Below are 20,085 nucleotides of genomic sequence, written 5' to 3' on the forward strand. Positions count from 1 at the left end.
TGCAATGGCCAAGGTTGACGTGTTAGTCGTGGGCGCCGGTTTCGCCGGCGCAGTCGTGGCCGAACGGCTGGCGCACGCCGGACGCCAGGTACTGGTCATCGATCGTCGGGAACATATCGCCGGTAACGCCTACGACGAATTCGATGCCCATGGCGTGCTCATCCACCGTTATGGCCCGCATCTGTTCCATACCAACGCCGAACGCATCGTCGATTATCTGTCCCGTTTTACCGAGTGGCATCCGTACGAACACCGCGTGCGTGCCTGGGTCGAGGGGCGGCTGTATCCGATCCCAATCAACCGCGACACCATCAACCAGCTTTATGGACTGAATCTCGATGAAGAAGGCGTCAAGGCTTTCTTCGAACGCGTGCGCGAACCCCGCGAGCCGGTCCGCACGAGCGAGGATGTCGTCCTCAACACCGTTGGCCGTGACCTCTACGAAAAGTTTTTCCGCGGCTATACCCGCAAGCAGTGGGGAGTGGACGCATCCGAGCTCGCTGCCAGCGTGACGGCACGCATTCCTGTACGCACCAACTCGGACGACCGTTACTTCTCCGACCGTTTCCAGGCCATGCCCAAGGCCGGTTATACGGCCATGTTCCGTAATCTCCTCGATCATCCGCGCATCCGGGTCGAGCTGGGCACGGACTTTGCAGCAGTGCGCGGGCAAATCTCCGCCCGGCACACGGTTTACACCGGTCCGATCGATGCGTACTTCGGGTATTGCTACGGCCGCCTACCCTACCGCTCCCTGCGCTTCGAGCACGAGCACTTTGCCGACATCGAGCGTTATCAGCCGGTGGCGACGGTCAATTACCCGAACGATCATGCCTACACGCGCATCACCGAGTTCAAGCACGCAACCGGACAACGGCACCCCGGCACATCGATCGTGCGCGAATATCCGCAGGCCGAGGGCGATCCGTATTACCCCGTTCCGCGGCCGGACAACGAAGCGCTCTACAAACGCTATGCCGAGCTGGCCAAGCGTGAGACCACGGTGACGTTTGTCGGGCGCTTGGCGCAATACCGCTACTACAACATGGACCAGGTCGTCGGTGCGGCATTGACTGCGGCGCGCACCATTCTCGGAGAATCCGAATAATGGCCCGCATCAATTTTGTCGTGCCGCGTCTGCACAAACATCAGTTCAGCGGCGGACTGCTGTGCGTGATGCACTACGCCCATGGGCTTGCACGCCGCGGCCACACCGTCAGCTTGATTCCGATCGCCCCATCCGAAACACCGGCGTGGTTCACACCGCTCGATGCCCGCGTCTGCACCCGATCCAAGCACGACTACCGGCGCGCCATGCGCCGCGCGCTCGGAACCTGGCTGCAAACCCTGTTCGCACCGGCTGGCAAACGGGAGCGCAACCATGCACGTGCGCGTCTGTTCGCCAACCTCGCCGTTGCACATACGTCGAAGTGGCCCAGCGAGATCAAACTCGGCACACGCCTGTACCTGGCGCGCGAACACATGCCAGAAGCGGACGTCACCGTCGCCACGGGATTCGAGACCGCACTGCCGACTGCTCTCTATGGCACCGGCCGGCTTTACTATTTCGCACAACACTTCGAGCCCTATTTCAAGGACGAAATGGCCGACCCCGAGGCGGCCCGGCGCGAGGCCGAGCTGAGTTACCGCCTGGGGCTGCGCCTGATCGCCAACTCGCCGTGGCTGCAGCAACTGCTGCGCGAGTTCTCCGGCTGCGATGTCGCACGCTGCCCGAATGCGATCGACCATGAGATTTTCCGGGGGGAAGCGGAGCCGCGCTCACTCGGCAGTGAAGTCCGGATCATCAGCTACGGCGGGCGCAATGCGCGCTGGAAGGGTTTTGCCGAAATGGCCGAGGCCATGCGCATCGCGCGCAGCCGTCTGCCGGACAAAAATCTGCGCTGGCTGGTCTACGGCGATTCGTTGCTGCCACCGGACAACCCCGTGGCGCCGTACGAGGCGCTCGGTTTCCTGCAACCGCCACAGCTCGCGCGTGCCTACGCCGAGGCCGACATCCTTCTCAGCGCCTCGTGGTATGAGAGCTTCCCGCTGTTCCCGCTGGAAGCGATGGCGTGCGGCAAGCCGGTGATCACGACCGCAACCGGCACCGAGGATTACGCACATGCCGGCCTCACCGCCGAAATCGTGCCGGCGCGGGATCCCGCGGGGATCGCCGAAGGCATCGTGCGCCTGATCCGCGACGATGCTTATCGCAATGCAATCGCAGCGCGCGGGCGGCAAATGGCGCTGAGCTTCACGTGGGAGCGCTCCGTCCAGACGATGGAAGCGCTCCTGCTCGATGATGCGGCGTGGACGCAGTCCGCGCGCACTCACGCTCCAGCACCGAGATAGCGCGACCACAGCCGCGTAACGGCGGCACGCTCGTCGGCAAACCGTTGTGCCTCGCACAGCAGTGGAGCGTTCTGCAGCGCCTGCGCGTGCGCCCAGGTGCGGTAACGCCGGTAGCAGTCGATCAGCGTGCGCACGTCCGCCGCACCGATGCTGCCGGCGCGCTCCAGCGCTTCGAGCTGGCGCCAGTTGTCGCTCCACTGCACGATGCCGGCATCCTTGTGCGCGTCGCGCAGCACCAGATACTGGGTGATGAACTCGATGTCCACCAATCCGCCCTGCCCCTGCTTGATGTCCCAGACCTCAGACGTCGATTTGTCGAGGTTGGCGCGCATCTTGGCACGCATGTCGAGGATCTCGCGGCGCAGGGTTTCGGTGTCGCGCACACGCATCAGCACGTCGCGACGGACCGCATCGAAGGCAGCGCCGATTTGTGGCGAACCGGCAACCCAGCGTGCACGCGTCAGCGCCTGGTGTTCCCAGGTCCAGGCTTCGTTCTTCTGGTAGTCGGCGAAACGGGACAGGCTGCTCACGAGCAGTCCGGAACGGCCGTTGGGTCGCAGCTCCATGTCGACCTCATAGGCGCGTCCGGCCGCCGTCTGCGTCGACAGCCAGTTGATCAGCCGTTGTGCAAGACGCGCGAGGTAGGTGCCGTTGTCGATGCGGCGTGCCCCGCCGACGCTGTCCGCATCGAGCTGGTCGCAGTCGTGCAGGAATACGAGATCCAGATCGGATCCGTAGCCGAGTTCGATGCCGCCGAATTTGCCGTAGGCGATGACGGCGAAACCGGCCGCCGTACCGTCGCGTCTGAGCGGTGTGCCGTACTGGGCTTGCATCTCCATCCAGGCAAACCGCAGGGCCTGATCGACGATCGACTCGGCGAGCCAGGTCAGCCGGTCACTGACCTTGACCAGGGGCAGCGCCTCGACGAGATCCGCCGCCGCGATACGCAGAGTGATCTCGCGCTGGTAATGGCGCAGCAAATCCATCGCCTGCTCGGTGTCGGCCGGCGGCCGCAAGGCTTCGGCACGGCGGCGCAGCTCGGCGAACAGTTCCTCGCGGTCTGGCGGTGCATAGAGCGAGCGCGGGTCGAGCAGGCTGTCGAGCACGATCGGCGCACGCGCGATGAAGTCGGTGAGCCAGGGACTGGCGGCGCACAACCGCACCAGCGCAGCGCGCGCCGGCTGCGATTCCCGCAGCAGGGTCAGGTAGGTACTGCGCCCGGCGACGGCCTCGACCACGCGCAGCGTGCGGATCAATGCGCTTTCCGGATCGCGCTGCGTGAGTGCCTCGGCAAACAGCAAGGCAAGCAGCATGCGCAGCCGCTGCACCGCATCCTCGCGCATCGCGCGGACCAGGCGCACCTCACGCAGGGATTCGATCTGCGCCAACACTGCCTGTGGGCGCTGGCGGAATCCGATGTCGCAGAGGGCATCGAGTGCAGCATCGCCGGATACGCTGCCCGCCCACAGTGCGTCGACCAGCGCCTGGTGCGGGCTCGCTGCGGTCTCCGGCGCGGTGGCAAACACGCGCGCGAACTGACGCTCGACTTCCGCGCGCACGGCATCCACACGCTGCAGCAACGCCGGCCAGTCGGCAAAGCCGAGCGCCGCCACCAGTGCCGCCCGCGCCTCGTCCGTCTCCGGCAACGTGTGCGTCTGCTGATCCGCGTACATCTGGATCGCGTTCTCGAGCCGGCGCAGGAACACGTAGGCGGCATCCAGGCGCGCGGCGTCGTCGGGATCGAGATAGCCGTTCTCGCCCAGATACCGCAGCACCGGGCGCAGACGGGTGTCGCGCAGCGCGGCGACGCTGCCGCCGCGCACGAGCTGGAAGGACTGCACGATGAACTCGATTTCGCGGATCCCACCGGCGCCGAGCTTGATGTTGTTCGCAAGCCCTTTGCGCGCGACCTCGCTCTCGATCAACCTCTTGAGCTCGCGCAACGCACCGATCGCGTTGTAGTCGAGATAGCGCCGATACACGAAGGGCCGCAAGGTTTGCAGCAGACGCTGCCCGGCCGCGAGATCACCGGCGACCGGCCGCGCCTTGATCAGCGCGTAGCGTTCCCACTCACGGCCATGCACCTGGTAATAGTCCTCCAGTGCCGGGAAGGAAGCCGACAGTGCGCCGGCGGAACCGAACGGGCGCAGCATGGTATCGACGCGGAACACGAAACCGTCGGCAGTCGGCGCGACCAGCCATTTGGTCGTCTCCTGCGCGAGCCGGGCGAAGTATTCGTCCGAGCTCAGCACCTTCGGGCCGTCGGTTTCGCCGCTGTCGGTGTGGCAGAAGATCAGATCGATGTCGGAAGAAAAATTCAGCTCGCGGCCGCCGAGTTTGCCCATGCCGAGCACGACCGGCCGGATCACCTCGCCAGCGGCGTTGCGTGGTATGCCATGACGGGCCTGCAGTCGCTGCTCGACGGCGCGCAACGCCGATCCAAGGCAGGCATCGGCGAGATCGGAGAGATCGCCCAGCGTCTCATCGAGCGATGCGAGATTGGCCAGATCGCGCACGGCGATCCGCACCATGTACCGGCGGCGCAGCCGCCGCAGCTTCTGCATGGCCAGAGCCGGATCGTCGACACCGGCGAGCGCCGCATCGACCGCGGCGGCGAGTTCACCCGCGGCCAGCGACCGTGACCAGTCGGCGAAATCCTCGCCAGCGTCGATCAGCACGGGCAGCGCCGCGCGCACGAAACGGCTCGCCGTGAGCACACGCGGCAGTTCGCTGGCAAGCACAGGCGCGCGCTCGCGCAATTGGGCGATGAGGCTGTCGTCAGCCGTCATATCGCAGGCTCGCGTGCGATCCAGGTCTGCCGGCTGTATCCGACGCAGCGACCATCGCTGCCGAACAGTGCCGTGCCGGTATGGTGCTTGCGCCCTTCCACACCGAGCGGCCAACCGATGACCACGCAGCGCTCACCGACGCCGACACGGCCGTCGAAGCGCGCGGTCATGCGTCCGAGCAGCATCACGGGACGCATCTGTTGGCTGCCGACCGCGGCCCAGTATCCGGCGCAGTCGATCGCAGCCCAGAGAATGGACAGCGGTATCGTGTCATCCGGCGCAACGAGCGCAGCATCGGGCTGCCACGGTGCGGCGACGATGCCGTCGCGCCAGGATCCGCTGAAGATGCGCAAGCCGTCGCCTTGCGCGCGCTGCGGCCCACAGACGAAACAGGTGGGATAGTCGTGCGCGTGCAGACCCGCGTAGCGCTGCGCGACCGCGGTGGCTGCATCGAAATCGGGGGCTGGCGGCACCGCCAGCTCCAGCGTCGCCGGCCGCGCCTGCGCGATCAATTGACCGTCTTCGCGCAGCAAGTGCACGCCGGTCTCGGCTCGATCGATACGCAGAATCACACCCAGCGGTGGCGGGGCTTTCAGCGTCACTTCGACGGCACCGTCCGGATGACCGTCCAGATGCTGCGCGAGCACGCCGCCGGTATAGCCGCCGTTGCCGGACGAAGGCGGCCCGCAATAGCGCGGATCGATGATCACGTTCATAACGCAGGCCGGCGCTGGGCCCAGGGCCGCGCCTGTTCGAGCTGCGCGGCGAGCCGCAGCAGGACATCCTCGCCGCCGAACCGGGCGATGAACTGCACGCCGACGGGCAACCCGTCGGCGGTCCAGTGCAGGGGCACGGACATCGCCGGCGTCCCGGTCAGGTTGGCGAGCTGGGTGAACGGCACCTTGGCCAGGTTCTCGCGCGCCAGCTGCTCGACCACCCCGCTGCGGTGCAGGAACCGACCGGCGCCCGCTGCGAGCACGAGGGACTGCGCGATGCGCAGCCAGCGCGGCGGCGCGAGCTCGCCGATGCGCACGGGCGGCTGCGCCAGCGTCGGGGTCATGTACAGACTGTAACGCTCGTGGAAGCGGCCGAGGGCGCGCGCGTAATCGTTCCAGCGCCGCCGGGCGAGGATGTATTCGTGCGCCGGCAAAGTGCGTCCGAGCAGCCCCAGGGCGCGGGTGTCCGGTTCGAAATCGGTTTCGCGCGCCCCTGCGACGGCCGCCCAGTGGGCGATATCGGCCGCCACCTGCCCCATGTACATCGTCAGAAAATCCTGCGCGAGACGCTCGCCGTCGATCTCGGGCTCGGCTTCCTCGACGTGATGCCCGAGATCCTCGAGCAGCCGCGCCGCATCGATCACCGCCCGCACGCATTCCGCATGAACTTCAGTGCCGATCGGCGAACGCGTCGAGAATGCGATCCGCAGCCGACCCGGCGGTTGTTGCAGCTCGTCCAGATAAGGACGCTGCGGCGGGCGAATCTCGAATGGTGCGCCGACATCGGCGCCATGCACGGCATCGAGCATGGCGGCGCTGTCGCGCACGCTGCGGGAGACGACGAGATCGGACGACGCGCCTTCCCAGACTTCACCGATACGCGGCCCCAGCGGCACGCGCCCGCGCGATGGCCGCAAACCGAACAGGCCGCAGCAGGCAGCGGGAATCCGGATCGAACCGCCGCCGTCGTTGGCACCGGCCATCGGCACGATGCCGGCAGCGACCGCAGCCGCCGCGCCGCCGCTCGATCCCCCTGGCGTGCGTTCGAGATCCCAGGGATTGCGCGTCGGCCCCCAGCGTGCGGGTTCGGTGATGCCCTTGAGCGCCAGCTCGGGCGTGTTGGTCTTGCCGAAGATGACGACGCCGCTGCGCAGGAAGCGCTCGGTGATTTCCGCATGCGTTGGGGGTACGTAATCGATCGCGCGACTGCCGGCCGTCGTCGGCACACCGGCGTAATCCTGGACCACGTCTTTGATCAAGAACGGCACGCCCGCGAACGGCCCCACGAGGTGGCCGCGCGCGCGTTCGCGCGCGATCTCGTGCATCGGGATCACGATCGCGTTGATCTGCGGGTTGATGCGCTCGGCGCAGGCGATTGCAGCCTCCAGGAGCTCTGTCGGCGTCACCTCGCCGGCACGCACCAATGCTGCGAGCCCTAAACCGTCATACCGCTGGTAATCGGCGACGGAGATCATCTGTGCTGCTCCACAAAGACGGTCGGGCGGCATAGAGTAGCCGGACCGGACGACATTCTGGAGACCGCGATGAGCCGCGACTCTGCGATTGCTTCAGGCCATGCGATTCCCGCCCATGCCCCGGCGTGGGCGGCGGCGATGCGGCGTTTCACGAACTGGCTGGTCTACGACTTCGGCGGCGGGCCGCGTCCGTGGAAGTTCTCCTGGGTGATCAACTTTCAGAAAGCCGGAACCTTCGTGTTCCTCGGCGCCTTGATCGCCTACTACGGAAACACCTCGACCGCGGCCTGGATCTATCTCGCGATGCACGGCAGTTATGGCCTGGTCTGGATCATCAAGGACCTCGCCTTTCCGGATCCGAACTGGCAGGTGCGGATCACAATCGGCGGCGGCATCAATGCCTTCCTCGGTGTGCTCGGCTGGTACTGGGTCTTCGGCTGGCTGCTGATCTCCGGCACCAGCCAGCCGGACTATCCATTGCCCGATTACGCCTGGTTCTGCCTGTGCATCAGCCTGTGCATGCTCGGCTGCGTGATCATGATCGCCGCCGACGCGCAGAAATATTTCACCCTGCGCGTCAAGCGCGGCCTGATCACCGACGGCATGCACCGCTACATCCGGCATCCGAACTATCTGGGCGAGATGATGATCTACGGCAGCTTCGCCCTGATGGTCTGGCACTGGCTGCCGGTACTCGTGCTCGCCTGGGTCTGGATCGGGCTGTTTGCGGTCAACATGGTGATGAAAGAGGCGAGCCTGTCACGCTACCCGGAGTGGGCGGCCTATAAACAGCGTAGCTGGTGGTTATTCCCTGGCATCCTGTGAGGGCCGGGCAGCGCGTGCCCGCAGGCGGCGGCCGTACCCGCGCCGTGACGCTTCCAGAGTTTTTCGTGGATGTGATAGGCCAGAGTGTTGACGCAGGGTTCGATCAACGCGACGGCGCCACCGGTCATCCAGTCGCCGGTCATCAGCCACACGACGGCGAACGCAACCGTCACGTGCATCGCACCAAAGCTGAGGGTTTTGATCATCGCCGTTCTCCACGCTGCTGCTGCTAGGAATGATAAGTATTCTCATGTTTATTTCTAGACAATCGTTTTCATGGCGAGCATTGAATTTCGCTATCGCTCTTGCGGCACTGACCGGCTGCGCGAATGAACACGTCCTCGATCAGCCCGTGGAGTGGCGCAGCGGCGCCGCAGTTCCGGTGGATCTCGCGGTGCCGCATCTGGCCGGGGCCGTCGGCGAGCGCATCACCGTGATCGGTGTCCCACGCCAGCGCGAAGGACGCTGCAGCGGTGTACAACCCCTGACACCCCAGGACTGGATGCTGACCGGCGAGCGGCACTGCCTGTGGGTCAGCGGCCTCACCGACCAGGTGCGGCTCCTCGACCTGCGCCCGGGTTTGAGTGATGACCCGGTGACGGTCACCGGCCGGCTGCTGCGCACCGAGCAAGGCGTTTATGTGCTCAGAATCGAGCGTTGAGCTTTTTAGCTGCGGAAGACGAAATAAACCGCGCCGATCATGCACAGCGCCGCCCACAGATAGTCCCACTTCAGTTCCTGCTTCATGTACAGCAGCACGAAGGGAACGAACACCGACAAGGTGATGACCTCCTGCAGGATTTTGAGCTGCGGCAACGACAGCGCCGTATAGCCGATCCGGTTGGCCGGCACCTGCAGCAGATACTCGAACAGCGCGATCCCCCAGCTCACCAGTGCAGCGACAATCCAGGGTTTATCGCGCAGATCGCGCAGGTGGGCATACCAGGCCAGCGTCATGAACACGTTGGATGCGATCAAAAGTCCCGTCGTCTGTGCCAGAACGATCCAGTTCATAGGGTTCATCCCAAGAAAAAGCCCCGCCGGCGGGGCGGGGCTCGCGCAAAACCGATGCGCTATCGCTCACTCGTCGCCGGATGCAAATCCGAACAGATGCAGCAGGCTGGTGAACAGGTTGTAGATCGACACGTACAGCGACACCGTGGCCAGCACGTAGTTGGTCTCGCCGCCGTTCACGATCTCACCGGTCTGGTAGAGAATCAACCCGCACATCAGTAGGGCGAACATCGCCGAGATCGCGAGCGCCAGCGGCTGCAGATCGACGCCGAACAGCGACGCGACCAGCACGCCAAGGCTCAGCACGAAAGCAAGCAGGATGCCGCTGAACAGAAAGCCGCGCATGAAGCTGAAGTCACGCCGGGTCCTGACGGCATAGGCCGACAAGCCGACAAAAATCGCGCCGGTCAGACCAAAAGCCATCGCCACGACCTGCGCGCCGTTGGCGAGGGCTTTCAGGTACAGGCTGATGACCGGACCCAGGCCGAAGCCGAGCAAGCCCGTGACCGCGAACACGACCCAGATCCCGGCCTCGGAATTCGCCGTGCGCGGCAGAACGAACCATAGCAACCCCAGCGATACCAGCGAGCACACCAGGCCCAGACCATAGGGGGCACCGACGGCCATCGACACGGTCGCCATCGCGGCGCTGAACAGCAGCGTCATCGACAGCAGCAGGTAGGTGTTGCGCAAGACCTTGTTCGCGCTAGAGACAGCGACGTCGCGGGAGGGCGCGGACGGGATCGCGGCGCCCTCGTGGACGCGGACAGGGACGGGACGCAGGTTCTCGTTCCAGCTCATCGAAACACTCCGTATCAGGGACGCTTGGATGGTGATTCTAGGCGCTTTGACCGGCGCGCGTGCAGGCGGTTCCGTGGTCGCGCAGGCAGGACTGAATCCAGCCGCAGCAACCGATGCGCCGGCTCAGAGCGGCACAAGCGAGCGCTGGCGCGTGTAATGGATATACCCGAGGCTGGCGCCGGCGCGCAGGCCGACGCCGGTGCGGATCGGAGCCAGCACGATGTTGCCGCTGCGCTGGTAATTCACGCTGGCGCCGGCAATGACGTAGAGGCTGCCATCGACCGCCGGGAAGCGCTGGAACAGCTCATAGGTATCATGCAGGTTGTAAACCAGGGTGAATACCTTGGAGGCGCTGCCGCCGAAATCCCAGCCGATGCTGGGGCCCTGCCAGTACACCTTCATGCTGCCGCCCCCTTTGTACTGCAGGATGCCCTCGCCATAGCGGACACCAACGACAGCCGCGCCACCGCCTTCCTGGCCGAAGATATAGGCCGTTGGCCGGCCATAGTCGGAGAACGTGCGCTCGATCGCCTTGGCGATGCCCTCGCTGGCCTCGCCGAAGAACTGGGAAGCCGCACGCGTGATTTCCTCGGCCGAATAGGTCTGGTCCGGCTGTGGCTGCGGCACTGGCTCCTCGGCTGCGGCAACGCTGGCAGTCGGCGGCGACTCCACGAGAATCGCGCGCGGCGGCTCGGCCGAATCGGCGCGCAGCGGCTGCGCCCCGCAGGCCGCAAGCACAGCCGTCAACCCCAGAAGTAGAACCCTCGCCATACCCAACTCCATCGGTGGACTAGGAAAACCGCGGCGCCGCACCGCGGCCGCATGCCCCGTCAAGCTGACCCGCACTGGCTGAATCCGTGCTGACCCTCACCCGCTACCCTGCTCCACAGCCTGCGCCTTCAGGCGCGCGCGCACGAAGTCTGCATGCGGGACAAACAACAGCCCGGCGAGCTGACGGATACATGCCTCCTCGCGCGGATCGACGGATCCGTCCGCATGGGCAATCTGCCACAGGCGTTCGATCAGCTCGCGTTTGGCCGCCGCATCGAGTTCAGCGTTGAGGGTCTGCAGGAACTCATGCAGAGACACGGCCTGCCGGGATTGCACGAATGCACGCTCGACCAGCGCCTCGGCCTCATCGCGCCCAAGATCGAGTGCAGCGACGAGCTGATCGCACATGGCAGCGCGCTCGGCCGGCCCGGCGTCGAAATCCGCACGCGCCGTCTCCACCAACAGCACCGCCATCGCGAGCTGGCGGCGCGCCGGCTCGGGCGCACCCGCCGGTTGCCGCCACCACCGCGTGAGCCGTTCGAGCATACGCCTAGAACGACAGCCCGAGGCGCAAGGTGTAGCTGTTGTGGTCACCCTGGCGCTCGTAGGCTGGCGTCATCTCCAGCAATCCCAGGCTCAGACGCACCCCCGCGAACACGCGCTCGTTGTCCGCATCGACCTTGCGCAGGTTTGCCGGCGCCTGGGTGAGCGCTCCGGACGGCGTCGCCGTCGCCCAGACATAGCCGGCGCCGACATACGGGGTCACGAAGGCAAAACCCTTGGACAAGGACACATCCGCGCTCCAGGCTTCGTAATCGAAATCATCGATGCCGCTCGCCGTCGTATAGGCGCCGCGCACCGCCAGCGCCGGCTGCGCGACGCCGCCTTCGAGAAGCGCATAGCGCAGCTCCGCGCCGTAAAACTTCACGCCGCTGGCACCCGGAACCGTTGCATAAAACGCTCCGACGTCGATGCCCAGCGGCAAGCCCTTGCTCGCGACGAGGCCGGCCATGCCGACTGCATCGACCTTCTCGCCATTGGTCAAGGTCCGCCAGGCCGCCTCGTTCTCGACCGGGGTGTAATTGACGAAAGCCCCCACTCCGAAGCCGGTGATTCCCCCGGCCTCGGCAGGCGCCAGGACCTTGTAGTTGAGTGCCGCACCGATGTCCTCGACGACATCCTCGAAAGCCGGCTGACAGTTGGTGCAATCGACATCGAAATCGACATCGGCGAAAACACCCGGCGCAAATGCGAGCAGCGACACCACCAGGATTTTGCGATGCATAGGACGCTCCCTTGTTGAAGCCCGTGGATGAGCAGCCGCAGCATAACAGAGCGCACCGCCACTGCCGCGCGGATGCGCGGGCAATCGACTGACAATCCTTGCCTAAGTCACGTGCCGTTGCAGAAACGGCAGCACGATGCCGCCGAGTTCGGTCAGCCGGCCGTGGAAGAAGTGGCCAGCCCCCTGCATCGTCACCAGCTCCGGCGGAGGAACGTAGGTATCGAGCACGGCCTTGGTCTGCCCATAGTCCACGACGTCGTCGTCGCTGCCGTGGACCACCAGCCAGGGACATGGCGGCCGCTCCGGCACGGTCTGGTCGCCGACGTACTTGCCGAAAGGAGGAGCGATGCTGACCTGTGCGACGGGCCGCACACATCCGGCAGCACGGAGGCTGACCCAGGCACCGAAAGAAAACCCCATCAGCACGGCGCGGGCACCGGGCAGTTGTTCGCGCATCCAGTCCACCAGGAACTCGACGTCCTGTGTTTCGCCGCGCCCGTTGTCGTGCCGCCCCTCGCTGCGTCCGACCCCGCGAAAATTGAAGCGCAGCGCGTACAAACCCGCTTTCTGCGCCGTGGCGGCGAGTGTATAGGCGACCTTGTTCGTCATCGCACCGCCGAACAGCGGATGCGGATGGCAAACGATGGCAAACGCCGGCTCGGCAAGCGCGCGCAAGGGCGCTGCGAGCAACGCCTCGATGTGGCCCGCCGGACCGGCGATCAGGCGTTCTTCGGTCGCTCCGGGTACGGGTAGTCGGATCACGGCATTCCTGGGCATCTCAACAGAAGGCGCCATTGTGCCGCATCGTCGCACACGAACGGCTTGCGAGTCTGATGCGCCGTGCCTATAGTCTGGCGACACCAGACTGAACCTCGTTGGGGGACGAAGCATGCGAACCATCGTCACGGCGTTGACCACGGCGGCCGCCTGCGCCGGCTTGAGTGTCCTCGCCCAAGCGGCCACGCCGGACAGCGGCACGCCTGAAGCCCGTGCTTATCTGAACTTCCAGTTCGGCGGAAATGAGCGCGCGAGCGAGTCGTTCTTCTATGGCCTGCGCCTGGACCATGACCGCCGCCTCAGCGACCAGACACTGCCGCCGCTGATGTCCGTGGAATTCGACCACGCCGGCTTCTCCTCGGCCAGGATCAACGGCATGCCGTTCACGCAGACGCTGCGCCTGAACCAGGACGGCAGCGGCGAACGCCAGTTCACGACCGTGGACTGGGGCTTGCTCATCGTCGGCGCAGCCGGGTTGGGGTTCGTCATCGCCGAGGTCGCCAACAGCGAGGATGAGTCGCCGGATCCGCCCCCCAGCGGCACGACAACCGGCGATACGACTGGCGGCACAACCGGCGCTCCGCTGGGCGGATTGCTTGGCGGCACCACGACCGGCGGCACAACCGGCGCTCCGCTGGGCGGATTGCTTGGCGGCACCACGACCGGCGGCACAACCGGCGCTCCGCTCGGTGGTCTGGTGGGCGGATTGCTCGGCGGCGGCTTTCGTGCCGAGTACGGCGAGGAAGGGCTCGCCGCGGTCGAGCGTCAGCGTATCCTCGATGGCGGCACCGGTTACATGGGCGATCTGATCGCCGAACAGTGATCCGCTGCGAGCAGGATCAGCACGGGGGAGCCATTCGGCTCCCCTTGTCATTTGGATCACGGGTTTGACTGTCACGGCACGCATCTCACGCATGGATCTGACCCAGCGCTTTCCCCGTCTGGCCGAGATCATCGGCATCGATTTGCGCACGCTCGCACTGTTCCGCTTCGCCCTCGGCAGCGTGCTGTTCTGCAACCTGCTGCTCGGCTTTTGCGACCTGCAGGCGTTCTGGACCGACACCGGTGTCATGCCGCGCGCATGGCTCGTCGAGGCCGAGCCCGCGCACCGCATCTCCCTTTACCTCGCCAACGGCGAGACCTGGTTCGTCGCCACGCTGCTGCTGGTGCAGACCGTGCTGGCGGCGATGTACGCGCTGGGCTGGCACACCCGCCTGGCCAACGTGCTGTCCTTCGTCCTCTGGGGTTCGCTGCTCAACCGCAATCCGATGATTCTCATCGGCGGCGATCTGCTGATCGCCTGTCTGCTGTTCTGGTCGATGTTCCTGCCGGTCGGTGCCCGCTTCTCGGTCGACGCAGCGCTCGCCGAAAACCCGCCTCCGCAACGCCAGCTGCACGTCTCCTGGGCCTCGCTGGGCCTGCTCATGCAGGTGATGTCGGTCTATTTCTTCAGCGCGATTCTCAAAAGCGGGCGCGAATGGGTGCCGGACTACAGCGCGGTGTACTACGCGCTGTCGCTGGATCGTCATGTGCTGCCGCTCGGCAAGCTGCTCAACGAGTTCTATCCGCTCACGCAGCTTCTGACCGGGTATGTCTGGTGGCTGGAGCTGCTCGGGCCGATCCTGATCTTCTCGCCGCTGTGGCTACGCCCGCTGCGCTTTGCGCTGATGCTCGCGTTCATGCTGATGCACGTCGGGTTTTTGCTCTGTCTGGAACTCGGGCACTTCCCTTACGTGAGCCTGGCTTCGCTGACCGTGTTCACCGGCGGCTGGGTGTGGGATGCGCTCGCCCAGCGCCACGCGCGCCGCCACCCGGTACCGCCGCGGATTTACTATGACCGCGACTGTGGCTTTTGTCTGAAATCCTGCCTGCTGATGCAGCAGTTCCTGATCCTGCCGCGCACGCCGATTGCCCCGGCGCAGGATACCCCCCGCGCGCGCACGCTGATGGACGCGAATTATTCCTGGGTGGTGATCGACGGCGACGAGCGCGCCTACCTGAAATGGCCGGCCTTCACGATTCTGCTCAAGCATTCGCCGCTGTGGGGCTGGACCTGGCCGCTGCTGCGCCATCCGGCCCTGGAGAAACCCGGCAACGCCGTCTACGACTTCGTGGCCCGCCATCGCGGGACTTTCGGCCGCATCACCGCCCGACTGCTGCCCCAGCGCCACGTGCGCTGGGAGCTGGGTGCGGCCTGGCAGCGCATCGCTGCCGTCTTCGTCGTGCTCGTCCTGCTGTGGAACCTGCACACCATCGGCATGCCACCGCGCGCAAGTTACGCGATGCTCACGCCGGTCTTCCGCGCGATCCGCATCGATCAGCTCTGGAACATGTTTGCGCCATACCCGCTCAAGGAAGATGGCTGGCTGGTCGTGCCCGGGCGGCTCGCCGACGGCAGCGAGGTGGACGTGCTGCATCCCGAACGCGGTGCGCCGGACTACGACAAGCCGGCGCTCTACTCGCAGGATCACGGCAATATCCGCTGGCTGACTTATCGCGGGCGTCTGTGGGAACGGCAGTTCGCCCAGCACCGGCTCTATTACGGCAAATACCTGTGCCGCACCTGGAATGCCGACAAGCTTGAAGCCGATGCGCGCAGTAAGCGTCTGATGACGTTCAAGCTGATCTACATGCTGGAAAAAACGCCACCGCCGGGAGAGCGCGCGAGCGTCGAGCAGCAAGTGCTGTGGCGCCATGAATGTTTCCCGGACGAAACCCGCGGGCAGATTCCATGAACGATGCCCGCCCCATCGAGCGGGCCTTCATGCGCAAGACCCCATGAGCGCCGCCATGCCCGCCAGCGGCTGTACGCCGGCATCGGCCAGCGGCCTGCCGCCGCTCGTGGACATCGGCGCCAATCTCGCTCACGACAGCTTCGATGCGGATCTCGACGCCGTGCTGCATCGTGCCACGCTCGCCGGCGTCACCCAGATCGTCGTCACCGGCTCCTCGGCCGAAAGCAACCGCAAGGCGCTGGCGCTCGCCCTTGGCCATCCAGGCCGCCTGTATGCAACCGCGGGGTTGCACCCTCATCACGCCAGTGAGTGGGAGGCCTCGCTGGCAGCGCAAATCCGCGAACTGGCGGCGCAGCCGCAGGTCGTCGCGCTCGGAGAATGCGGACTCGATTATTTCCGCAATTATTCGCCGCAGGCCGACCAGCGCCGCGCCTTTGCCGCGCAGCTCGCGCTGGCGGCGGAAACCGGCAAACCGCTGTTCCTGCACCAGCGGGACGCGCACGCCGACTTTCTCGCCATGCTGCGCGAACACCGGCCACAGCTCGGGCCGGTCGTCGTCCACTGTTTCACCGACACGCAGGCCGCGCTCGAGGACTATCTTGCGCTCGATTGCCACATCGGCATCACCGGCTGGATCTGCGACGAACGCCGCGGCACCCACTTGCTCGACGCCGTCCGGATCATTCCGGATACGCGCCTGATGGTCGAAACCGACGCGCCCTATCTGCTGCCGCGCACCGCGCCCAAAACGAGCCACCGGCGCAACGAGCCGGCCTACCTGGTCTGGGTCGTCCGCGCGCTCGCCGCCGCGCGCAGGCAGAGCGAGGCGGCGGTGGCGGCGGCCACGAGCGCAACAGCGCGGGCGTTCTTTGGCTTACCGGCTCCGGAGTGATCAGTCGGTCACCGCGCCCTTGGAGGCGCTGCTGACCAGCCGCGCAAACTTGGCGAGCACGCCGCGCGTGTAACGCGGCGCCGGCGGTTTCCAGGCCGCGCGGCGACGTGCCAGCTCGGCATCGTCCACATTGAGCTGGATCAACTGACGGTGCGCATCGATGGTGATGCTGTCGCCGTCCTCGACCAGCGCAATCGGACCGCCGACGAAAGCCTCCGGCGCGACGTGTCCCACGACCATACCCCAGGTTCCGCCGGAGAAACGGCCATCGGTGATCAGGCCGACGCTTTCACCGAGCCCTTTGCCGATGATCGCGGAAGTCGGCGCCAGCATTTCGCGCATGCCCGGACCGCCCTTGGGCCCCTCGTAGCGAATGACCAGCACATCGCCGGGTTTGATCTTGTCGGCCATGATCGCGGCCATGCATTCGTCTTCGGAGTTGAACACCCGCGCCGGCCCGGTGATCGCCGGATTCTTCAGGCCCGTGATCTTGGCAACAGCGCCCTCCGGTGCCAGGTTGCCCTTGAGGATCGCAAGATGCCCCTGGCTGTACAGCGGCCGGTCGAATGGCCGGATCACGTCCTGATCCGCACGCGGGGTGTCCGGTACGTTGGCCAGCGCCTCGGCCAGCGTCTGCCCGGTGATCGTCAGCGCATCGCCGTGGATGAGCCCGGCCTTGAGCAGCATCTTGAGCACCTGTGGCACACCTCCGGCACGATGGAAGTCGGTGGCCACATACTTGCCCGAGGGTTTGAGGTCGCACAGCACCGGCACTCTGCGGCGGATCGCCTCGATGTCGTCGATCGCAAACGGCACCTGAGCCGCATGCGCGATCGCCAGATAGTGCAGCACGGCATTGGTCGAACCGCCAGTGGCCATGATCAGCGCGATCGCGTTCTCGATCGCCTTGCGCGTGACGATGTCGCGCGGTTTTAAGTCACGGCGGATCGCCTCCACCAGCACGCGCGCTGACTCCGCGACCGAATCCGCCTTCTCCGGATCCGGGCAGGCCATCTGGCTCGATCCGAGCAGCGACATGCCCAGTGCCTCGAACGACGAGGACATCGTATTCGCGGTATACATGCCGCCGCAGGCGCCGGTCGTCGGACAGGCGTTTTTCTCGATGCCTTCGAAATCTTCCTTCGACATCTTGCCGGCCTGGAACGCACCGACGGCCTCGAAGGACGAGACGATGGTCAGCGCCTGACCCTTCCAGCAGCCGGGCTTGATCGTGCCGGCATAGCAAAAGATCGCCGGCACATTCATGCGCAGCATCGCGATCATCGCACCCGGCATGTTCTTGTCGCAGCCACCGATCGCAAGCACGCCGTCCATGCACTGGCTGGACACCGCCGTCTCGATACTGTCGGCGATCACCTCGCGCGATACGAGCGAGTACTTCATGCCCTCGGTGCCCATGGAGATGCCGTCGGTGACGGTCGGCACACCGAAGGTCTGCGGCATCGCCCCGGCCTCGCGCAGTGCAGCGACGGCGCGGTCGGCCAGTGGCTGGATCCCGGCGTTGCACGGGTTCATCGTCGAATGCCCGTTGGCGACGCCGACGATGGGCTTGTCGAAGTCCGCATCGGTGAATCCGACCGCGCGCAACATCGCGCGATTGGGTGAGCGCTCGATGCCTTGGGTGATGAGGCGGGAGCGGCGATTCAACGGCTCGGACATGATTTCTGGCCCACGGCTGGAGAAAAGGGCCGTTATTGTACGCAGAGCAATCGCCGGCGCCGCAGCAACACCGCCAGCACGAGGCCGATCGACGCCAATGCGCCGCCGCCGCGGCCCTCATCCTCCGCGGCAGGCACCTGCAAGTTACCCTCGGGAATGGGTTCCGGGCTGCTGCGACATGGCTGGTTCTCGGTGCGGTCGCAAGCCGGCAAGCCATCCGCGCGTACCGGGATCGACACGGGTTGCGGCGCACGCCCGAACACCAGGCGCGTCGGCGTCTGCGGCCCGACATGCACACTGACCGTAGTCGGCAGCGGATTGAGCGCAAGCTGGCGGAAACCGGAAAACCCGAGCGGTGCCTCCACGTAAACCCGCAGCGCCGAACCGGCGTGGAAGGTGTGGGCCACCGGCATGATCTCGATGCGCAGCGGCGTGATCGCCCCGGGCGTGAGCGCTTGCACATCGGCCTGCCGATGGGTATGCACCGGCAGACGCGGCGTCGAGCGCACGGCGTCGAGCGCGCGGTGGGAAGCACGCAGCCAGCCGCGCTGGACGAACATCTCGCGGCCATCGGGACGCACCTCGACCAGCGACACCTGTAGATCCACATCGGATGCCGGAGTCGATATCCACACATCGAGGCTCGCCGGGCCCAAAATGCGCAAATCCTGATCGAGCGTCGGGGTCGTCAGCGCCACCGAACCGCCGGGGATCACCGGCAACAGATAGGTGAGTTGCGTCGGATTGGGCACCAGAATCAGCGTCAAGGTGCTCGGTGCCGGCAGCGGGTACAGATAGCTGAACATCCGCGCCGCGCTCGGTGGTTCGAAGCGCAGACTGCCATCAGGCTGCGCATAGAGCGTCAGTGTCTCGGGTTCAAGCGGCCAGCGATCGTAGAGCTCGACGACGGCCGGCTCGTAATCCGCAGTGGACATGCCTTTCCAGATCTGCAGCCGCGGCGCCGCAAAGTCCTGCGGCTGACCGCCGTGCAGAAAATGGTCCAGAAACGCGACCGCAAGCTCGCGAAACCGCGCGCTGTTGACGATGGTGCCGTGAGCGCCGTTGACCCCGACCATCCAGGTCCGCGACGGATCGAGCCGCTCGAAAGCATGCCAGGCACGCGACCCGAGCTGCTCGTCCTGCCAGGCCACCTGCCCTAGCACCGGTACGCTGATGCGTGCAAACAGCTCCGGGCTGAGGAAGCGTTCGTAGCGTTCGTCGCTGTCGGCGTAGGGAATCTGCGCCGCCTCGACAACGGTGATGTGTCGGGGATCGTTCTGCAGCGGGATAGCGGTACCGCAACGGGTATCACCCTGCAGCGTCTCGAACAGCGAGAACGGCGTGCCGACTTTCTGCATGAATGTCCACGCCGTCGCAAACGTCAGATTGAAGATGCCGCCTGGATAGGCGACGTCACGGTAAAGCTCGCCAAGCGGCACCATCGGCAAGACCGCCCGCAGCGCCGGTGGGCGCTGCACGGCCGTGGCCAGCGCAAGGATCGCCGGAAACGAAACGCCTGCTGCGGCCACGCGGCCGTCGTTCCACGGCTGCTGCGCGATCCATTCGACCACCTCGGCTCCGTCCGGACCCCAGCGCAGATCGAACGGACGCCACGTCCCCTGCGAACAGCCGGTGCCGCGCAGGCTCACGCCGATCACCGCGATGCCGCGCTCGATCAGACGCTCGCCGATGTTGGCAAAGCTGATGTCGTAGGGATTATTGCCGGCGTTGTAGCCGGAATAGACCAATGTGGCCGGGAAAGGACCGGCACCCGGCGGCAGATAAAGCGAGTAGCGAAGCTGGGTGCCGTCGGACAGCGGGATATAGCCGTAACTGGCAGCCGGCTCGGCTGCGAACGACGAACCGGCGCTGCCCATTAGCAACCCCAAAAGCCACCACATCCCGCACGCGCGCACGACCGCGCAGCGCATACGACATCCGGTTACACTTCGCGTCCAATTCCTTGCGTTGCG

19 protein-coding genes are annotated in these 20,085 nt (G+C 65.7%); 7 read left to right on the top strand and 12 right to left on the bottom strand.

Translation table 11 applies throughout. The features are described from left to right. The first annotated feature begins 4 nt into the window (after positions 1–4). On the top strand, positions 5–1,108 hold the full coding sequence (gene glf, locus BMZ48_RS06630) for a UDP-galactopyranose mutase (RefSeq protein WP_091533170.1): 1,104 nt from the start codon (positions 5–7) through the stop codon (positions 1,106–1,108). After that, positions 1,108–2,352 (top strand): glycosyltransferase family 4 protein, encoded by a 1,245-nt coding sequence (locus tag BMZ48_RS06635; RefSeq protein WP_091533172.1) that lies wholly within the window; start codon positions 1,108–1,110, stop codon positions 2,350–2,352. The genes glf and BMZ48_RS06635 overlap by 1 nt, the downstream gene beginning before the upstream one ends. Here the strand turns inward: BMZ48_RS06635 and glnE are convergent. Genes glnE through BMZ48_RS06650 form a run of 3 tightly spaced genes read right to left on the bottom strand, consistent with a single transcriptional unit; the run spans position 2,331 to position 7,332 of the window. Continuing rightward, complete coding sequence (gene glnE, locus BMZ48_RS06640) at positions 2,331–5,141, bottom strand: bifunctional [glutamate--ammonia ligase]-adenylyl-L-tyrosine phosphorylase/[glutamate--ammonia-ligase] adenylyltransferase (RefSeq protein ID WP_091533175.1); 2,811 nt, start codon at positions 5,139–5,141, stop codon at positions 2,331–2,333. The two genes, BMZ48_RS06635 and glnE, sit on opposite strands and share 22 nt — an antisense overlap. Further along, on the bottom strand, positions 5,138–5,857 hold the full coding sequence (locus tag BMZ48_RS06645; RefSeq protein ID WP_091533176.1) for a hypothetical protein: 720 nt from the start codon (positions 5,855–5,857) through the stop codon (positions 5,138–5,140). Before BMZ48_RS06645 ends, glnE begins: the two co-directional genes overlap by 4 nt. Then, the gene (locus tag BMZ48_RS06650) at positions 5,854–7,332 is read right to left on the bottom strand and encodes an amidase (RefSeq protein ID WP_091533178.1); all 1,479 of its coding nucleotides are present in this window, start codon (positions 7,330–7,332) and stop codon (positions 5,854–5,856) included. Before BMZ48_RS06650 ends, BMZ48_RS06645 begins: the two co-directional genes overlap by 4 nt. 69 nt (positions 7,333–7,401) lie before the next feature. Here BMZ48_RS06650 and BMZ48_RS06655 point away from each other — a divergent pair, with 69 nt between their 5' ends. After that, positions 7,402–8,157: a methyltransferase family protein gene (locus BMZ48_RS06655; protein ID WP_200769551.1), complete on the top strand. Its 756-nt coding sequence runs from the start codon at positions 7,402–7,404 to the stop codon at positions 8,155–8,157. Here BMZ48_RS06655 and BMZ48_RS06660 read toward each other — a convergent pair. Further along, on the bottom strand, positions 8,115–8,363 hold the full coding sequence (locus tag BMZ48_RS06660) for a DUF2061 domain-containing protein (RefSeq protein ID WP_091533181.1): 249 nt from the start codon (positions 8,361–8,363) through the stop codon (positions 8,115–8,117). The genes BMZ48_RS06655 and BMZ48_RS06660 overlap by 43 nt on opposite strands. An 80-nt stretch (positions 8,364–8,443) precedes the next feature. Here BMZ48_RS06660 and BMZ48_RS06665 point away from each other — a divergent pair, with 80 nt between their 5' ends. Next, on the top strand, positions 8,444–8,818 hold the full coding sequence (locus BMZ48_RS06665) for a hypothetical protein (protein WP_091533183.1): 375 nt from the start codon (positions 8,444–8,446) through the stop codon (positions 8,816–8,818). A 5-nt stretch (positions 8,819–8,823) separates the two neighbouring features. On the opposite strand, the gene BMZ48_RS06670 is transcribed toward BMZ48_RS06665, so the two are convergent. From BMZ48_RS06670 to BMZ48_RS06695, 6 genes are all read right to left on the bottom strand, one after another. Beyond that, positions 8,824–9,171 carry a DMT family protein gene (locus tag BMZ48_RS06670; RefSeq protein ID WP_234981553.1) on the bottom strand — a complete coding sequence of 116 codons (348 nt, stop codon included), beginning with the start codon at positions 9,169–9,171 and terminating at the stop codon, positions 8,824–8,826. Between the two features lie 66 nt (positions 9,172–9,237). Beyond that, the gene (locus BMZ48_RS06675; protein WP_091533187.1) at positions 9,238–9,972 is read right to left on the bottom strand and encodes a Bax inhibitor-1/YccA family protein; all 735 of its coding nucleotides are present in this window, start codon (positions 9,970–9,972) and stop codon (positions 9,238–9,240) included. Positions 9,973–10,095: 123 nt separating this feature from the next. Next, on the bottom strand, positions 10,096–10,743 hold the full coding sequence (locus tag BMZ48_RS06680) for a DUF1134 domain-containing protein (protein ID WP_091533188.1): 648 nt from the start codon (positions 10,741–10,743) through the stop codon (positions 10,096–10,098). 96 nt (positions 10,744–10,839) lie between these two features. Beyond that, a complete protein-coding gene (locus tag BMZ48_RS06685) occupies positions 10,840–11,289 on the bottom strand; it encodes a tellurite resistance TerB family protein (RefSeq protein WP_091533190.1) in 450 nt (149 codons plus the stop codon). A gap of 4 nt (positions 11,290–11,293) precedes the next feature. Further along, a complete protein-coding gene (locus BMZ48_RS06690) occupies positions 11,294–12,028 on the bottom strand; it encodes a hypothetical protein (protein ID WP_091533192.1) in 735 nt (244 codons plus the stop codon). Between the two features lie 102 nt (positions 12,029–12,130). Further along, positions 12,131–12,805, bottom strand: a complete 675-nt coding sequence (locus tag BMZ48_RS06695) for an alpha/beta hydrolase (protein WP_091533194.1) — start codon at positions 12,803–12,805, stop codon at positions 12,131–12,133. A gap of 112 nt (positions 12,806–12,917) precedes the next feature. Between BMZ48_RS06695 and BMZ48_RS06700 the strand changes: the two genes are divergently transcribed. The 3 genes from BMZ48_RS06700 to BMZ48_RS06710 all read left to right on the top strand — a co-directional run bounded on the left by BMZ48_RS06700 (position 12,918) and on the right by BMZ48_RS06710 (position 16,432). After that, a complete protein-coding gene (locus tag BMZ48_RS06700) occupies positions 12,918–13,628 on the top strand; it encodes a hypothetical protein (protein WP_091533196.1) in 711 nt (236 codons plus the stop codon). 91 nt (positions 13,629–13,719) lie between these two features. Continuing rightward, positions 13,720–15,540: a DCC1-like thiol-disulfide oxidoreductase family protein gene (locus BMZ48_RS06705; RefSeq protein ID WP_091533198.1), complete on the top strand. Its 1,821-nt coding sequence runs from the start codon at positions 13,720–13,722 to the stop codon at positions 15,538–15,540. Positions 15,541–15,583: 43 nt separating this feature from the next. Next, positions 15,584–16,432: a TatD family hydrolase gene (locus tag BMZ48_RS06710; RefSeq protein ID WP_234981554.1), complete on the top strand. Its 849-nt coding sequence runs from the start codon at positions 15,584–15,586 to the stop codon at positions 16,430–16,432. Here the strand turns inward: BMZ48_RS06710 and ilvD are convergent, their stop codons facing one another. Further along, positions 16,433–18,112 (bottom strand): dihydroxy-acid dehydratase, encoded by a 1,680-nt coding sequence (gene ilvD, locus BMZ48_RS06715; RefSeq protein WP_091533200.1) that lies wholly within the window; start codon positions 18,110–18,112, stop codon positions 16,433–16,435. It abuts the gene before it with no gap. A 32-nt stretch (positions 18,113–18,144) separates the two neighbouring features. Beyond that, complete coding sequence (locus tag BMZ48_RS06720; protein WP_159431108.1) at positions 18,145–19,989, bottom strand: CocE/NonD family hydrolase; 1,845 nt, start codon at positions 19,987–19,989, stop codon at positions 18,145–18,147. Positions 19,990–20,085: the final 96 nt, after the last annotated feature.

Source organism: Fontimonas thermophila (genome assembly GCF_900113085.1).
Taxonomy (GTDB): Bacteria; Pseudomonadota; Gammaproteobacteria; order Nevskiales; family Nevskiaceae; genus Solimonas; species Solimonas thermophila.

What these genes read in the sequence shown, in the direction of transcription:
- glf (WP_091533170.1), top strand. Translation starts at nt 5, where the DNA reads ATGGCCAAGGTTGACGTGTTAGTCGTGGGCGCCGGTTTCGCCGGCGCA.
- BMZ48_RS06635 (WP_091533172.1), top strand. Translation starts at nt 1,108, where the DNA reads ATGGCCCGCATCAATTTTGTCGTGCCGCGTCTGCACAAACATCAGTTC.
- glnE (WP_091533175.1), bottom strand. Translation starts at nt 5,141, where the DNA reads ATGACGGCTGACGACAGCCTCATCGCCCAATTGCGCGAGCGCGCGCCT.
- BMZ48_RS06645 (WP_091533176.1), bottom strand. Translation starts at nt 5,857, where the DNA reads ATGAACGTGATCATCGATCCGCGCTATTGCGGGCCGCCTTCGTCCGGC.
- BMZ48_RS06650 (WP_091533178.1), bottom strand. Translation starts at nt 7,332, where the DNA reads ATGATCTCCGTCGCCGATTACCAGCGGTATGACGGTTTAGGGCTCGCA.
- BMZ48_RS06655 (WP_200769551.1), top strand. Translation starts at nt 7,402, where the DNA reads ATGAGCCGCGACTCTGCGATTGCTTCAGGCCATGCGATTCCCGCCCAT.
- BMZ48_RS06660 (WP_091533181.1), bottom strand. Translation starts at nt 8,363, where the DNA reads ATGATCAAAACCCTCAGCTTTGGTGCGATGCACGTGACGGTTGCGTTC.
- BMZ48_RS06670 (WP_234981553.1), bottom strand. Translation starts at nt 9,171, where the DNA reads ATGAACTGGATCGTTCTGGCACAGACGACGGGACTTTTGATCGCATCC.
- BMZ48_RS06675 (WP_091533187.1), bottom strand. Translation starts at nt 9,972, where the DNA reads ATGAGCTGGAACGAGAACCTGCGTCCCGTCCCTGTCCGCGTCCACGAG.
- BMZ48_RS06680 (WP_091533188.1), bottom strand. Translation starts at nt 10,743, where the DNA reads ATGGCGAGGGTTCTACTTCTGGGGTTGACGGCTGTGCTTGCGGCCTGC.
- BMZ48_RS06685 (WP_091533190.1), bottom strand. Translation starts at nt 11,289, where the DNA reads ATGCTCGAACGGCTCACGCGGTGGTGGCGGCAACCGGCGGGTGCGCCC.
- BMZ48_RS06690 (WP_091533192.1), bottom strand. Translation starts at nt 12,028, where the DNA reads ATGCATCGCAAAATCCTGGTGGTGTCGCTGCTCGCATTTGCGCCGGGT.
- BMZ48_RS06695 (WP_091533194.1), bottom strand. Translation starts at nt 12,805, where the DNA reads ATGCCCAGGAATGCCGTGATCCGACTACCCGTACCCGGAGCGACCGAA.
- BMZ48_RS06700 (WP_091533196.1), top strand. Translation starts at nt 12,918, where the DNA reads ATGCGAACCATCGTCACGGCGTTGACCACGGCGGCCGCCTGCGCCGGC.
- BMZ48_RS06705 (WP_091533198.1), top strand. Translation starts at nt 13,720, where the DNA reads ATGGATCTGACCCAGCGCTTTCCCCGTCTGGCCGAGATCATCGGCATC.
- BMZ48_RS06710 (WP_234981554.1), top strand. Translation starts at nt 15,584, where the DNA reads ATGAGCGCCGCCATGCCCGCCAGCGGCTGTACGCCGGCATCGGCCAGC.
- ilvD (WP_091533200.1), bottom strand. Translation starts at nt 18,112, where the DNA reads ATGTCCGAGCCGTTGAATCGCCGCTCCCGCCTCATCACCCAAGGCATC.
- BMZ48_RS06720 (WP_159431108.1), bottom strand. Translation starts at nt 19,989, where the DNA reads ATGGGCAGCGCCGGTTCGTCGTTCGCAGCCGAGCCGGCTGCCAGTTAC.